At 68.0% G+C, this 13,418-nt stretch carries 15 protein-coding genes; 9 read left to right on the top strand and 6 right to left on the bottom strand.

Annotated elements, in window-relative coordinates:
• The first annotated feature begins 22 nt into the window (after positions 1-22).
• Positions 23-478: a GatB/YqeY domain-containing protein gene (locus NC4_RS02250; protein ID WP_067531601.1), complete on the top strand. Its 456-nt coding sequence runs from the start codon at positions 23-25 to the stop codon at positions 476-478.
• 237 nt (positions 479-715) lie between these two features.
• Here the strand turns inward: NC4_RS02250 and NC4_RS02245 are convergent, their stop codons facing one another.
• Positions 716-3,088: a penicillin-binding protein gene (locus NC4_RS02245; RefSeq protein ID WP_067531599.1), complete on the bottom strand. Its 2,373-nt coding sequence runs from the start codon at positions 3,086-3,088 to the stop codon at positions 716-718.
• A 300-nt stretch (positions 3,089-3,388) separates the two neighbouring features.
• On the opposite strand from NC4_RS02245, the gene NC4_RS02240 reads away from it, so the two are divergent.
• Positions 3,389-3,712, top strand: a complete 324-nt coding sequence (locus tag NC4_RS02240; protein WP_067531598.1) for a WhiB family transcriptional regulator — start codon at positions 3,389-3,391, stop codon at positions 3,710-3,712.
• A 99-nt stretch (positions 3,713-3,811) separates the two neighbouring features.
• Here NC4_RS02240 and bagB read toward each other — a convergent pair whose 3' ends face one another.
• Positions 3,812-4,987, bottom strand: a complete 1,176-nt coding sequence (bagB, locus tag NC4_RS02235) for an ATPase BagB (protein ID WP_067531597.1) — start codon at positions 4,985-4,987, stop codon at positions 3,812-3,814.
• A 2-nt stretch (positions 4,988-4,989) separates the two neighbouring features.
• Positions 4,990-6,009, bottom strand: coding sequence for an ATPase BagA (gene bagA / locus NC4_RS02230; protein WP_067531596.1), 1,020 nt, complete (start codon positions 6,007-6,009; stop codon positions 4,990-4,992).
• Between the two features lie 140 nt (positions 6,010-6,149).
• Here bagA and sp36 point away from each other — a divergent pair, with 140 nt between their 5' ends.
• The 3 genes from sp36 (at position 6,150) to NC4_RS02220 (ending at position 7,668) form a co-directional block, all read left to right on the top strand.
• On the top strand, positions 6,150-6,314 hold the full coding sequence (gene sp36 / locus NC4_RS39875; protein WP_122190876.1) for a Sp36 family protein: 165 nt from the start codon (positions 6,150-6,152) through the stop codon (positions 6,312-6,314).
• Complete coding sequence (locus NC4_RS02225) at positions 6,314-6,781, top strand: RidA family protein (protein WP_067531594.1); 468 nt, start codon at positions 6,314-6,316, stop codon at positions 6,779-6,781. The genes sp36 and NC4_RS02225 overlap by 1 nt, the downstream gene beginning before the upstream one ends.
• Positions 6,782-6,861: 80 nt before the next feature.
• A complete protein-coding gene (locus NC4_RS02220; RefSeq protein WP_067531592.1) occupies positions 6,862-7,668 on the top strand; it encodes an MBL fold metallo-hydrolase in 807 nt (268 codons plus the stop codon).
• Between the two features lie 85 nt (positions 7,669-7,753).
• On the opposite strand, the gene NC4_RS02215 is transcribed toward NC4_RS02220, so the two are convergent.
• On the bottom strand, positions 7,754-8,428 hold the full coding sequence (locus tag NC4_RS02215; protein ID WP_067531591.1) for a Crp/Fnr family transcriptional regulator: 675 nt from the start codon (positions 8,426-8,428) through the stop codon (positions 7,754-7,756).
• Positions 8,429-8,696: 268 nt separating this feature from the next.
• A complete protein-coding gene (locus NC4_RS02210) occupies positions 8,697-8,924 on the bottom strand; it encodes a hypothetical protein (protein ID WP_084528359.1) in 228 nt (75 codons plus the stop codon).
• Positions 8,925-9,087: 163 nt separating this feature from the next.
• Here NC4_RS02210 and nth point away from each other — a divergent pair, with 163 nt between their 5' ends.
• Genes nth through NC4_RS02190 form a run of 4 tightly spaced genes read left to right on the top strand, consistent with a single transcriptional unit; the run spans position 9,088 to position 12,414 of the window.
• On the top strand, positions 9,088-9,849 hold the full coding sequence (nth, locus tag NC4_RS02205; RefSeq protein ID WP_067531728.1) for an endonuclease III: 762 nt from the start codon (positions 9,088-9,090) through the stop codon (positions 9,847-9,849).
• Complete coding sequence (locus NC4_RS02200) at positions 9,846-10,487, top strand: TlpA family protein disulfide reductase (protein ID WP_067531587.1); 642 nt, start codon at positions 9,846-9,848, stop codon at positions 10,485-10,487. The genes nth and NC4_RS02200 overlap by 4 nt, the downstream gene beginning before the upstream one ends.
• Before the next feature lie 8 nt (positions 10,488-10,495).
• Complete coding sequence (locus NC4_RS02195; RefSeq protein WP_067531726.1) at positions 10,496-11,224, top strand: NUDIX hydrolase; 729 nt, start codon at positions 10,496-10,498, stop codon at positions 11,222-11,224.
• Positions 11,221-12,414: a MarP family serine protease gene (locus NC4_RS02190; protein WP_067531586.1), complete on the top strand. Its 1,194-nt coding sequence runs from the start codon at positions 11,221-11,223 to the stop codon at positions 12,412-12,414. Before NC4_RS02195 ends, NC4_RS02190 begins: the two co-directional genes overlap by 4 nt.
• Positions 12,415-12,451: 37 nt before the next feature.
• Here the strand turns inward: NC4_RS02190 and NC4_RS02185 are convergent, their stop codons facing one another.
• Positions 12,452-13,414 carry an alpha/beta fold hydrolase gene (locus tag NC4_RS02185; protein ID WP_067531584.1) on the bottom strand — a complete coding sequence of 321 codons (963 nt, stop codon included), beginning with the start codon at positions 13,412-13,414 and terminating at the stop codon, positions 12,452-12,454.
• Positions 13,415-13,418 lie beyond the last annotated feature (4 nt).

Below are 13,418 nucleotides of genomic sequence, written 5' to 3'. Positions count from 1 at the left end.
CGGTAGGCGCTACCGTGGCCGCATGTCGGAACTCAAAGAGAAGCTGCATGCGGACATGACCGCTGCGATGAAGGCGAAGGACGCGCTGCGCCTCGGAACGCTGCGCATGCTGCTGGCCGCGATCCAGAACGCCGAGGTCGCCGGAGCCCAGGCGCGCGAGCTCACCGACGCCGACGTGATCGCCGTGCTGGCCAAGGAAGCGAAGAAGCGCAACGAGGCCGCCGTCGTCTACGAGCAGGCCGGTCGCGGTGAACTCGCCGCCAACGAGCGCGCCGAAGAGTCCGTCATCGACGAATACCTGCCCACCCCGCTCACCGAGGCCGAGGTCGCCGATATCGCCGACACCGCCATCGCCGAGCAGATCGGTGAGCGCCCCGGCATGAAGCAGATGGGCCAGGTCATGAAGATCGCCACCGCCCTGGCCGCCGGTCGCGCCGACGGCTCCCGCATCTCCGCCGCCGTCAAAGCCCGCCTGTAACCAACTCTCGGAACTCTCAGGGGCTTCGCCCCCGAACCCCCCAAAAGGACGACAGGAGCTTCGCCCTGACAGCCGCAGGGCTGTCAGGGGCTGTGGTCCGACGCCGCGGGGACGACGGGGCTGGGCCCTTGAAGTCGCGGGAAGCGAGAGGCCCCCGCGTCCAGTGGACGCGGGGGCCTCTTTCGTTGGTCAGGGGTTTCAGGGGCGAAGCCCCTGAGAGCTTCCCGAGAGTTGGGCCTACCGGGGAATCGGGATGGGAATCGGGATGGGAATCGGGATCGGCGGCAGCTGGATTCCCGGTAGTCCGGGCAGGGTCGGCAAAGCCGGGGCGGCCGGTTGGGGTGGCGGGATCTGGGTGCCGTCGCTGATGTAGACGGTGATGACCGATCCCGGGATGGCCGAGCCGTCCGGGGAGATGCTCAGGACCGTGCCCTTGGCGGCGCCAGGGGCCGAGGCGATGGAGACCTGGAAGCCCGCGCCGATGAGGGTGGAGGTCGCCTCCGCCTGGGTCATGCCGATGACGTCGGGGATGCGTGAATTGTTCGCGCCCTGCACGTACTTGTCGTCCAGCGGCGGCAATCCGGCGGGCGGGAACCGGTCGAGCACGTTCTTCATGGCCCCGAGCCAGGTTCGCGCGGGTTCGTTACCGCCGAACAGGTTGCCGGCGCCGCAGTTCCGCAGCGGGAACGAGCAGATCTCGCCCGGCGTCGGGCTGTCGCCGTAGATGTAGGCCGCACCCGCGAAGGAGTTGGTGAAGGCCAGGAAGGCCGAGGAGCGGTGGCTTTCGGTGGTTCCCGTCTTGGCCGACAGCGGCGCGTTCCAGCCCACCGCGCGAGCGGCGCCGGCCGCGGTACCGCTCACATCGTCCTTGCCCAGCGCATTGGCGAGGGTATTGGCCAATCCGGGCTCGACGACCTGTTCACAGGCCTGCTGGGTGAGCGGCACCGTCTTCCCGCCGCGGTCCACCACTTCCCGGATCGGGGTGGGTGGGCACCACTTGCCGCCGGAGGCGATGGTGGCCGCCACATTCGACAGCTCCAGCGGATTGATCGCGACCGGGCCGAGGGTGAACGAGCCCAGGTTCTGGTCCTTGATCATGTCGGCCAGGCTCTGATTGCCGTGCCCGGAGGTGCCGGGCAGGGTGTAGGACCGCATGCCCAGCCGCACCGCCATATCCACGGTCGGGGTGACGCCCACCGACTGGATCAACTTGACGAACGCGGTGTTCGGCGAGGTCGCCAGCGCCTCGGTCACCGACATGGGCGACTTGTAGGCGCCGGCGTTCTTCACGCAGTAGGTCTCGGCCGGGCAGCCCGGGGTGCCCGAATTACCCATGCCCTTGGCCGCGAAGGACCCGGGCACATCCAGCTGTGCGCTGATGCCGAGCCCCTTCTCCATGGCCGCGGCCGTGGTGAAGATCTTGAAAACCGAGCCCGCGCCATCGCCGACCATGGAATACGGCTGCGGCTGCACCGTTTCGTTGGCGTCGCCATTGAGACCGTAGGTCCGGCTCGACGCCATGGCCAGCACCGGATGCGAATCCTGCCCGGGCGCCACGATATTCATGACCTGCGCGATATCCGGCAGATTCGGATCGGCGTTCTGGACGACCGAGGCCTTCACCGAGTCCTGCACCGCCGGATCCAGCGTGGTGCGAATCAGGTACCCGCCCTTGTCGATCTGATCGCGGCTGATCCCGGCATTGGCCAGATACTGCAGCGCGTAATCGCAGAAGAACCCGCGGTCCTGGGCGGCGATACAGCCGCGCGGCAGCCCCTTGGGCTCGGCCAGCACGCCCAGAGGCTCGGCCTTGGCCTTGCGGAATTCCTCGGCCCGGCTCGGAATGTTCTGGATGAGCGTGTCCAGCACCGTGTTCCGCCGCTCCAGCACGCCCTGCGGGTTGGTGTAGGGGTTCAGCTTGGAGCTGGACTGCACCATGCCCGCGAGCATGGCCGACTGCACGATGTTCAGATCCTTGGCGTCGATGCCGAAGTAGGTCTGCGCGGCGTCCTGGATGCCGTAGGAGGAGTTTCCGAAGGGCACCAGGTTCAGGTACCGGGTGAGGATCTCGTCCTTGGTGAGTTCCTTCTCCAGCGTCAACGCCATGCGGATCTCGCGGATTTTGCGGGCGGGCGTGGTCTCGATGGCGGCGCGGCGTTCGGCATCGGTCTTGGCGACCACCAGCAGCAGATAGTTCTTCACGTACTGCTGGTCGATGGTCGAACCGCCCTGCTGCACTTCGCCACCGGTGGTGTTGGTGAGGAAGGCGCGGAAGGTGCCCTGCCAGTCGACGCCGCCGTGCTCGGCGAAGCGCCGGTCCTCGACGGAGACGATGGCCAGCTTCATATCGTTGGAGATCTTCTCGCTGGGGACCTCGAAGCGGCGCTGCTCGTAAAGCCACGCGAACGGCGTGCCGTTCGTATCCACCATGGTCGATACCGCCGGCACCGTGCCTTCCACCAGTTCGGCGGAGACATTGTCGACGGCGTCGGCGGCGCGGTTCGACATATAGCCGAAGCCGCCGGCGAGTGGGAACAGCAGCCCGGCGAGGAGGACGGCGGCCAGGACGCAGCTGCCGGCCAGTCTCGCGAGCGTTCGTGTGATCGGCACGATCCCTAGCCTAATTGGCCTTCCGCACAGTCGGTGCCCGTGTCGCTCGGGTGTCAGTTCGTCGCAAAGGTGCCGACTGCCCGGTTTTAGGTGACGAATGCATGGACGGATGTACCAGAAAATCTCGGGACGGTCTTGCGCAAGCCGCACACTCTTACCTAGATTGAGAACCCAGTGTGATAGAGCTAACACTCAAAGTGGAATGTGGTACAGGACGCAGTGGGGTTGGGTAGCTGCGCGCTGTACACGCGATTCTGGAGCGCCGTGACCCGGTGTTCGGACTGCAAAGGGGCACACCAAATGCACATGACTACCCCGATCGCTCGATTGGACGTGGAGCAGGCCGAAGCGAGAATCGCCTGGGTTTCCCAGGCCCGATGCAAGGAAGTGGATCCCGACCAGCTGTTCGTGCGTGGCGCAGCACAGCGCAAAGCAGCGACCATCTGCCGGCACTGCCCGGTGCTGATGGAGTGCGGGGCGGATGCCCTGGACAATCGAGTCGAGTTCGGAGTGTGGGGCGGCATGACCGAGCGGCAGCGCCGCGCGCTGCTCAAACAACATCCGGAGGTGATATCCTGGGCCGATTTCTTCCGGGTCCAGCGTGCACAGAAAGTAGCGATGTAGCCGAGTATCCCCAAAAGCAGAACGGACCGAGCCCGCTTTCGCGGGCTCGGTCCGTTTCTGGGGACAGATCGGGCAAATCACGCAGATCGCGCCCTGCTCCTACGCGGTCCGCGCTGTACCCGCCTCGGCCAGCTGATCGCCCACCGCACGCAGCGCCTCCAGGTCCGCGACCTCGAACGGCAGCGCCGTGACCGCGGCGATCGGCACGCTGGGGTGCGCGCCCGTGAAGCGGTGCAGCAGATGCGTTTCGCGCTTGGCGGTCGTCGCCCGGTGCGCGTGAATGCGCAAGACGGCGGCGGCCAGCGCGGCCGGGGTCTCGGATTCGCCATCGACCGCCGCCATTGTCTCCGGGGCTAGACGGTCCGCCGCCACCTGAGCCTGCTCCGCGGACAGCGACCCCAGCAGCACCGGATGCGTCCGATTGAGCACCAGACCCGCCAGCGGCATCTTGTCGTGCGAGAGCCGGTCCACGAAGAACGACGCCTCGCGCAGTGCGTCGGGCTCGGCCGCCGCCACCACGATGAAGTGGGTGCCGGGCCGCGACAGCATGGCGTAGGTGCGGTCCGCGCGGTCCTGGAAGCCGCCGAACATGGACTCCAGGGACTGCAGGAACACCGAGGCGTCCTTGAGCAGCTGCCCGCCCACAATGGTGGAGACGCCGCGCAGCGCCAGACTCATGGCCCCGGCCACGAACTTCCCGACGCCCCGGCCAGGGGCCATGATGACGCGGATCATCTTGCCGTTGAGGAAGTTACCCAGCCGCTTGGGCGCGTCCAGGAAGTCCAGGGCGTTCCGCGACGGGGGAGTGTCGACCACGATCAGATCCCACTCGCGCTTGGACGCCAGCTGGCCCAGCTTCTCCATCGCCATGTACTCCTGGGTGCCACCGAAGGAGGACGCCACGGTCTGATAGATCGGATTGGCGAAGATCTGCTCCGCCTTCTCCGGGCTGGTGTGCTCGAGCACCATCTCGTCGAAGGTGCGGCGCATGTTCAGCATCATGGCGAACAGTTCGCCCTTGGCCTCGGGCCCGAGTTCCACCCGCTGCGGCACATTGCCGAGATCGCTGACGCCCAGGGACTGGGCCAGCCGCCGGGCCGGGTCGATGGTCAGCACCACGACCTTGCGGCCCATTTCGGCGGCCCGCAGCGCAATGGCGGCGGCGGTGGTGGTCTTGCCGACGCCGCCGGAGCCGCAGCACACCACGATGCGCGCGGAGGGATCGGTGACGATCTTCGAGATGTCCAGCGGGACAGTGCTAGCCGGGACGATCATGGTCAGCGGACCCCCTGTGCGCTCAAGACTTCGGCCAGCTCGTAGAGCCCGCCCAGATCCATACCGTCGGCCAGCGACGGCAGGTACAGCCGCGAGATGTCGACCTGGGCCAGTTCGGCGGCGCTCTCGTCCTGCGCCTGCAGGCGAGCGGAATGCTCGAGGGTCTCGGTGACCAGGCCCTGGAAGTCCGCCTCGGACAGGCTGATTCCGGCCTCGGCCAGGCCCTCTCGCAGCGCGTCGGCGTCCAGTTCGCCCGCGGCGGCCTTGGCGCGCAGCGACTTCGGCAGATAGCCCTCACCGGCCCGGTTCACGATGACCGTGCCGATATTCAGCTCATTGGCCGTGAGCTCGGCAATGGCGTCCGCGGTCTCCTGCACCGGCAGCGCCTCCAGCAGCGTCACCAGGTGGATCATGGTCTGCGGGGAGTGCAGCAGCTTGGACACGCCGACGGCCTGCGAGGCGATCGGCCTGCCCCCGGCGATCTCGGCCATGGCCTGGGTGACGTCCAGAAAGCTGGCGATGCGACCGGTCGGCGGTGCGTCGATGACGATTTCGTCGTAGACGGGCTTACCCGACTTGTCGACGCGCACCGCGCATTCCTTGATCTTGCCGGTGAGAATGACGTCCCGCAGCCCCGGCGCGATGGTGGTCACGAACTCGATGGCGCCCACCCGGCGCATGGCCCGCCCGGCGAAGCCCAGGTTGTAGAACATGTCCAGGTATTCCAGGAAGGCATGCTCGACATCCAGCGCCAGCGCGATCACCTCGCCGCCACCGTCCGCGGTGGCGATCTTGGTTTCGGTGGGCGGCAGGGGCGGCAGATCGAACAGCTGGGCAATCGACTGCCTGCCCTCGACCTCGACCAGCAGCACCTTCCGGCCCCCGGCCGCCAGCGCCAGCGCCAATGGGGCCGCGACCGTGGACTTTCCGGTCCCACCCTTGCCGGATACGTAATGCAGGCGGGCTTTGTCCGCCCGCTCCGGCCAACCTGCTTCGACCCCCGGCTCAACCGAAACGGGCACTGCTATCGGTACTCCCACAATCGCGAGCCTATAACTCGTTCCTGATTCCTGCCCAGCACCGAAACGCGACTGTCTGATACACCACTCGTACTTGCGGCCGCTCATCCGCATGTGCGAAGCGCAGGGCAGAATGTCACAGCATGAGTGATGTGACCGTGTGGGAATACGCGACGGTGCCGCTGCTGACGCACGCGACCAAGGCGATCCTGGATCAGTGGGGCGCGGACGGCTGGGAGCTCGTCACCGTGCTGCCCGGCCCGACCGGCGAACAGCATGTCGCCTATCTGAAGCGAGCCAAGAACTGATGGCCGCCGCAACGGATTGGGCCGCCAACCTCGAAAAGCTGGGCTTCACCCTGCCCGCGGTCGCGCCGCCCGTGGCCTCCTACGTACCCGCCGTGCAGACCGGCAGTCTGGTCTACACCTCCGGCCAACTGCCGTTCGTGGACGGCAAACTGCCCGCCGCGGGCAAGGTCGGCGCGGACGTCACCCCCGAAAAAGCCCAGGAACTGGCCCAGCTGTGCGCACTCAATGCGCTCGCGGCCGTGCACGCCCTGGTCGGCCTCGACAATGTGGTGCGGATCGTGAAGGTCGTCGGATTCGTCGCCTCCACACCGGATTTCACCGGCCAGCCCGGTGTCATCAACGGGGCCTCCAATTTCCTCGGCGAGGTCTTCGGCGATGCGGGCGTGCATGCGCGCTCGGCCGTCGGCGTCCCGGTGCTGCCGCTGGACAGCGCGGTCGAGGTGGAGCTCATCGCGGAAGTGCGCTGACGCGAAAGCGTGTGCAGCGCAAGGCAAGCGCGGTGCGTTCAACCATGGACGCGCCGCGCTTCGTGCGTTAGGACGAATGTATGACCCTCACTCATCCCGCCTATGAGCAATTGCGGCCGGTCACCCCGTCGGCCTCGGTACTGCTGGCCGACAATCCCAGCGGAATGACGCTGGAGGGCACCAATACCTGGATCCTGCGCGCACCGGGGAGCCCGGAGTGCGTGGTGGTGGACCCGGGCCCGAAGGATCGCAAGCACACCGAGGCCATCGTGCGCGAAACCGGCGGGAGCATCGCGCTGACGCTGGTCACCCATCATCACCACGACCACACCGGCGGCATTGCGCGTCTGGTCAAGGAGACCGGGACGGTCGTGCGATCCCTGGACCCCGAATTCCTGCACGGCTCGAATACGCCACTGGCCGACGGCGAGTCGATCGAGGCGGCCGGGCTGCGCATCACGGTCCTCGCGACGCCGGGGCACACCGAGGACTCGGTGAGCTTCCTCGTGGACGGTCCGGACGGCGAGCGGGTCCTGCTCACCGGCGACACCGTGCTCGGCAGCGGGACGACCGTTCTCGAGTCCCGGGACGGCGCGCTGGCGGACTATCTCGCGTCGCTGCACAAACTCATCGAGGCGGGCGCGGGACGCGCGCTGCTGCCCGCACACGGGCCCGAACACCCCGATGCGGAACCAGTCCTGCGGTACTACCTCTCGCACCGCGAGGAACGGCTGAACCAGGTGCGCGCGGCCCTCGCGGAGTTGGGCCCGAACGCCAAGGCGCTGCAGATCGTCGCCAAGGTCTACGCGGATGTGGACAAGCGGCTGTGGCCCGCCGCGCACAGTTCGGTCAAGGCTCAGCTGGCCTATCTGCGCTCACACGGCTGAGCAAGTTCGCAGGGGCTGAGAACACGTCGAGACCGGGCCGTCACTCCCCGTGAGGCCCGGTCTCTGCGTCCGTGTCGGACCGGAATCAGCGCGCGCGGCGGGCGAGCCGCTCGGAATCCGAGATCAGCACGCTCTTGCCCTCCAGCCGCAGCCAGCCGCGGTGCGCGAAGTCGGCCAGGGCCTTGTTCACGGTTTCGCGGGAGGCGCCGACCAGCTGGGCGATCTCTTCCTGGGTCAGGTCGTGGGTCACGCGCAGCGCGCCCGATTCCTGAGTGCCGAAACGCTGTGCGAGCTGCAGCAGCGCCTTGGCGACACGACCCGGAACATCGGTGAAGATGAGGTCGGCCAGGTTGTTGCTGGTGCGGCGCAGGCGGCGGGCGAGCACCCGCAGCAACTGCTCGGCGATCTCGGGCCGCTGATCGATCCACGCCTTGAGGGCGTCCCGGTCCATGGTGACCGCGCGGACCTCGGTGACGGTGGTGGCCGTCGAGGTGCGCGGACCCGGATCGAAGATCGACAGCTCGCCGAACATGTCCGACGGACCCATGATCGTCAGCAGGTTTTCACGGCCATCGGGCGAACGACGGCCGATCTTCACCTTGCCGGAGGTGATGATGTACAGCCGATCGCCGGGCTCGCCCTCATTGAAGATGACATGGCCGCGCGGAAAGTCCACAGGCTGAAGTTGTTTGGCGAGAGCCGCCACCGCGGTGGGCTCTACGCCTTGGAAGATGCCTGCTCTGGCGAGGGCCTCGTCCACGAATGTGCTCCTTATGGGAAATGGCTCTGTCCTGGACCGAAGCGATTCGGCCGACAGTGCAGTCTACTTTGCAATACCGCCGGGTAGTGATAGACACCACGCAGCGTGCTCATTCTCCGGCACGCTCGCCGTGCTTATCGGCCAAGACGGCCCGATTACGCGACACGCACGCCGACACGCCGCCGATAACCCTAAGGAAGATCAGGATCCGTGCTAAAGAGCATTGTCCTGGTTTGTACCAGGTGAGTCATCAGCAGACCTGAAAAGGTCAACTGGCCTGGGCGACATCCATGCCCTTGGCGGCCGGCCGGGCGCGGCGCGGACGTGCGGCCGCGGCGGGCAGACCCAGTTTCGTGAGGTCACTGACCTCGGCGTTCGTGGCTCGATCGAGGTACTGCTGAACCTCCGGGTCCGGCTCGAGGAGCTTCCGAAGCTTGTTCTCGACCCGTTCCATCACCAATGCGAACAGCATCAGCGCTATCGGAAACAGCACCACAGCGAGTCCTTGCATAGGCAGCAGTAAACACGGCGAAGGTCTCAGATGGAACACGGGAGGTGCTCAGCCCGGTTGTCGGGCCAGGCTGGTTCCGTAAGGTGGACGCGTGCGTGTCGACAAATCCACTGTGGCCGCGAACGGGGCCGAATCCGGCGTTACCGCCGTGCCCACCAGCGGCAAAGCAGCCAAGGCGAAGTCACGCGCCAAGGAGACCAGGCTCGGATTGGTGCGCCGCGCCCGCCGCATGGACCGCACGCTGGCGCAGGCATTCCCGGACGCGCACTGTGAGCTGGATTTCACCACACCCCTCGAATTGGCCGTCGCCACAATTCTTTCCGCGCAGTGCACCGATGTGCGGGTCAACATGACCACCCCGGCGTTGTTCGCGCGCTATCGCAGCGCCCGCGATTACGCCGAGGCCAACCGCGCCGAGCTGGAGGAATTCATCCGGCCCACCGGTTTCTATCGCAACAAGACCAGCTCGCTGATCGGGCTGGGGCAGGCGCTGGTCGAACGGTACGACGGGGTGCTGCCGCACAAGCTGGAACAACTCGTGGAGTTGCCGGGTATCGGGCGCAAGACCGCCAATGTCATTCTCGGCAATGCCTTCGGCGTTCCGGGTATTACCGTCGACACTCATTTCGGCCGCCTGGTCCGGCGCTGGGGCTGGACCGACGAAGAGGATCCGGTGAAGGTCGAGAAGATCGTCGGCGAGCTCATCGAGCGCAAGGATTGGACGATGCTCTCGCACCGGGTCATCTTCCACGGCCGCCGTGTCTGCCATGCCCGCAAGCCCGCCTGCGGCGCCTGCGTCCTGGCCAAGGACTGCCCGTCCTTCGGGACCGGGCCGACCGATCCGGTGACCGCCGCCAAACTGATCAAGGGGCCCGAGACCGAGCATCTGCTCGAACTGGTGGGCCTGTGACGGCAACGAACAATTGGTGGCGCTGGGCGCTCGCGGCCGTGGTGGTCGCCGTGGCCGTCGCCATCGTGGTGGCCGGTGCGGTCGGCGGGGGCGACAATGAGCACGCGCAGGGCGTGGCAACCGAGACCACGGCCGAATCCGTCGCCGCCGCGCAGCGGTCGGCCGCCGCGCTGGCGACCTGCCCGCAACCCTCCGGCGCCCCCGTCGGCGACAGCCCGCTGCGCGGGCTCACCCTGAACTGTCTCGCCGACGGCAAGCCCGTCGAGCTGACCGCCGCCCTCGCCGGAAAGCCCGCCCTGCTCAATCTCTGGGCCTACTGGTGCGGACCGTGCGCGGAAGAACTGCCTATGCTGCAACAGTTCTCGCAGCAGGCGGGAGACGCGATCACCGTGCTCACGGTGCACAGCGATCCGGGCATCGCGAAAGGATTGTCTCGGTTGACCGGTCTTGGTATCCACCTGCCCGGTGTGGAAGATCCGAATGCGCAGGTCCGCAAGGCCGTTGGGGCGCCCGCGGTGCTCCCGGTCTCGGTCCTGCTGCGCGCGGACGGCACCGTGGCCAAGGTCGAGGTGCGCGCGTTCACCAGCGTGGCCGATATCTCGGATACCGTCGCCGCCGAGCTAGGGGTGCGGGCGTGAGCGCGGAAATGACCGAATTCGTACCGGCCCATCCGATTCCGGAGTGGCTGCGCGGCGTCGCCGACCACGATCCGGCCGATCCCACCGGGGTGAATCCGGTGCTGCGGCGCACAGCCATGCGCCGCTTCGCCGCCGCGGCCGCGCGCCCGCGCCAGGCCGCGGTGCTGGTGCTGTTCGGCGGCTCGCCGGACTCGGATCCGGAGGCCCTGGGCGGGCTGCCCGCCGACGCGGACGTGCTGCTGACCCAGCGCGCCGCCACCCTGCGCCAGCACAGCGGCCAGGTCGCCTTTCCCGGCGGCGGCGTGGAGCCGGGCGACGACGGGCCGATCGATACCGCGCTGCGCGAAGCCTGGGAGGAGACCGGGCTCGACCGCGCCGGGGTGGAGCCGTTCGCGGTGCTGCCCAAGATCTTCGTACCGCCCTCGCGCTTCGATGTGACGCCAGTGGTCGCCTACTGGCGCACGCCCGGCGAGGTCGGCGTGGTGAGCGAGACCGAGGCGGCGCGGGTGGTGCGGGTGCCGATCAAGGATCTGCTCGATCCGGCCAATCGTTTCGTGGTGCGGCATCCGCTCGGCTATATGGGCCCGGCCTTCGCGGTCGAGGGCATGCTGGTGTGGGGCTTCACCGCGGGCGTATTGGCCGGGCTGCTGGCCGTTTCCGGCTGGGAACACGAATGGGACCATCACGATGTGCGTGATCTGCAGGCCTCGCTGGCCGCGGTTGGGATGACGTTATGACTTCCTCGGGCTGGCTCGATATAGCGATCGTGCTGCTCGCGCTGCTGGCCGCGACCTCCGGGTGGCGGCAGGGCGCGGTGGCGTCGGCGCTGGCCTTCCTAGGTGTCGTACTGGGCGCGGTGGCGGGCATTCTCATCGCGCCGCACATCCTCATCCACCTGAGCGAGGGCCGCTCCCGGGTGCTGGTCGGCGTGCTGCTGATCGTGGCCCTGGTGATCGTCGGCGAGGTCGCGGGCATGGTGCTGGGCCGGGCGGCGCGCAGCGGTATGCGCGATCCGTTCACCCGCAGTGTGGACAGCGTGGTGGGCGCGGGCCTGCAGGCGGTCGCGGTGCTGGCCACCGCCTGGCTGCTGGCGCTGCCGCTGACCAACTCCTCGCAGCCGGGAATCGCGGCCGCGGTCAAGAACTCTCAGGTCCTGATCAATGTGGACCATGTCGCGCCGGACTGGCTGCGCAAGGTACCCAACGAATTCTCCAACCTGCTCAACACCTCCGGGCTGCCGGATGTCATCGGGCCGTTCGGGCGGGTGCCCATCGCCGCCGTGGAGCCGCCGGATCCGAGCGTGCTGCAACTGCCGGTCGCGCAATCGCTGCAGGGCAGTGTGCTGCGCATCCGCGGTATCGCGCCGAGTTGCCAACGGCAGCTGGAGGGTACGGGCTTCGTGGTCGCGCCGGAGCGGATCATGACCAATGCGCACGTGGTGGCGGGCACCAACAGCGTGAGCGTGGACACCCCGCGCGGATCCCTCGATGCCACCGTGGTGCTGTTCGATCCGTTCAAGGATGTCGCGGTGCTCGCCGTGCCCGGGCTGACCGCGGATGTGATCCCGCTGGCCGCCAAGCCCGCCCAGTCCGGCGAGAGCGCCATCGTGCTCGGCTATCCGGGCGGCGGCCGCTACACGGCCAGCGCCGCGCGCGTGCGTGAGACGCTGGACCTCAAGGGCCCCAATATCTATCGCGACGACAATGTGCAGCGCGAGGTCTACACCGTGCGTGGTTCGGTGCGGGCGGGCAACTCCGGCGGGCCGCTGGTCGACACCGACGGCAATGTGCTGGGCGTGGTCTTCGGCGCGGCCGTGACTGACGAGGACACCGGTTACGTGCTGACCCTCGACGAGGTGCGCCCGGAAATCGATGCCGCCCCGGCCGCTTCGGCCCCGGTCGGCACCGGCAGCTGCGTACTGAGTTAGCCCACCCGTCGCCCGGCCACCACCCCTCACGGAGTCGCTACGCGACGCTGTGCCCCAGCAGTTTGGCGAGCTCAGCGGTCACGGCCTCCGGGCTCTCCTGGTGGGCGTAATGCCCGGCGCCGGGAATCGGCAGCACCCGGCGCTCGGGCGCCAGATCGGCGCCCCGGCGGATGGTCCCGGCCAGGATGTACCGATCGTGCGCGCCGTAGAGCGACAGCACCGGAATGCGCACGGGCTCGCGCATGGTCGACATGAAACGCGTGCCGTCGGGCCGCCATTGGCTGCGGAAGGCCCAGCGCTGGTATTCCAGGGCGCAGTGCGCGGCGCCCGGAATCCGGATGGCGGTGCGCATGCGCTGCGCGGTATCGGCGAATTCCGCGGTGGCCGACCAGCGTTCGCCCGCGCGCTTGCGCAGCAGCCGTTCCAGCTCCGCGCCGTCGTCGGTGGTGAGCACATGCTCCGGATAGCGCGGCAGCTGCGAGCGCAGGAAGTTCGGCAGCCAGGCCCGGCGCTGCCTGCGATCGCGCAGCACGGCGCGTTTGAGGGCCACCGGATGCGGTGAGGAGATGAGCCCGATGGAGCGCACCACCCGCGGGTGCAGCACCGCGGTCGCCCAGCACACCAGGCCGCCTTCGGTATGCCCGACGAGGGTGGCCTCGGTGTGGCCCAGCGCGCGGATCAGACCGGCGACATCACCGGCCAGCGTCCAGCCGTCGTAGCCGCGCGGCGGCTTGTCGGTATCCCCGTAACCGCGCAGATCCACCGCCACCGTGCGGTAGCCGCGCTCGGCCAGTCCGGTCAGCTGATGCCGCCACGACCACCAGAAGTCGCCGAAACCGTGCAGCAGCACCACCAGCGGGGCATCCGGATCGGCGAGGCCCGGACCGGAGGGGACGGCCTCGACCACATGGAAGCGAATGCCGTTGGCATGCACGTCCCGATGGGTCCACGGTCCGTCGTAGCGGACGGCGGACGGATCCGGCAGCGAATTCGACGACACGCCG

Source organism: Nocardia crassostreae (genome assembly GCF_001613405.1).
GTDB classification, from domain to species: Bacteria; Actinomycetota; Actinomycetes; order Mycobacteriales; family Mycobacteriaceae; genus Nocardia; species Nocardia crassostreae.
The sequence above is the reverse complement of the archived record's forward strand: the minus strand, read 5'-3'. Positions and strand labels throughout refer to the sequence as shown.

Excerpts from the sequence above, each read along its gene's own strand:
- NC4_RS02250 (WP_067531601.1), top strand. The coding sequence starts at position 23 with ATGTCGGAACTCAAAGAGAAGCTGCATGCGGACATGACCGCTGCGATG.
- NC4_RS02240 (WP_067531598.1), top strand. The coding sequence starts at position 3,389 with ATGCACATGACTACCCCGATCGCTCGATTGGACGTGGAGCAGGCCGAA.
- bagB (WP_067531597.1), bottom strand. The coding sequence starts at position 4,987 with ATGATCGTCCCGGCTAGCACTGTCCCGCTGGACATCTCGAAGATCGTC.
- sp36 (WP_122190876.1), top strand. The coding sequence starts at position 6,150 with ATGAGTGATGTGACCGTGTGGGAATACGCGACGGTGCCGCTGCTGACG.
- NC4_RS02225 (WP_067531594.1), top strand. The coding sequence starts at position 6,314 with ATGGCCGCCGCAACGGATTGGGCCGCCAACCTCGAAAAGCTGGGCTTC.
- NC4_RS02220 (WP_067531592.1), top strand. The coding sequence starts at position 6,862 with ATGACCCTCACTCATCCCGCCTATGAGCAATTGCGGCCGGTCACCCCG.
- NC4_RS02195 (WP_067531726.1), top strand. The coding sequence starts at position 10,496 with ATGACCGAATTCGTACCGGCCCATCCGATTCCGGAGTGGCTGCGCGGC.
- NC4_RS02190 (WP_067531586.1), top strand. The coding sequence starts at position 11,221 with ATGACTTCCTCGGGCTGGCTCGATATAGCGATCGTGCTGCTCGCGCTG.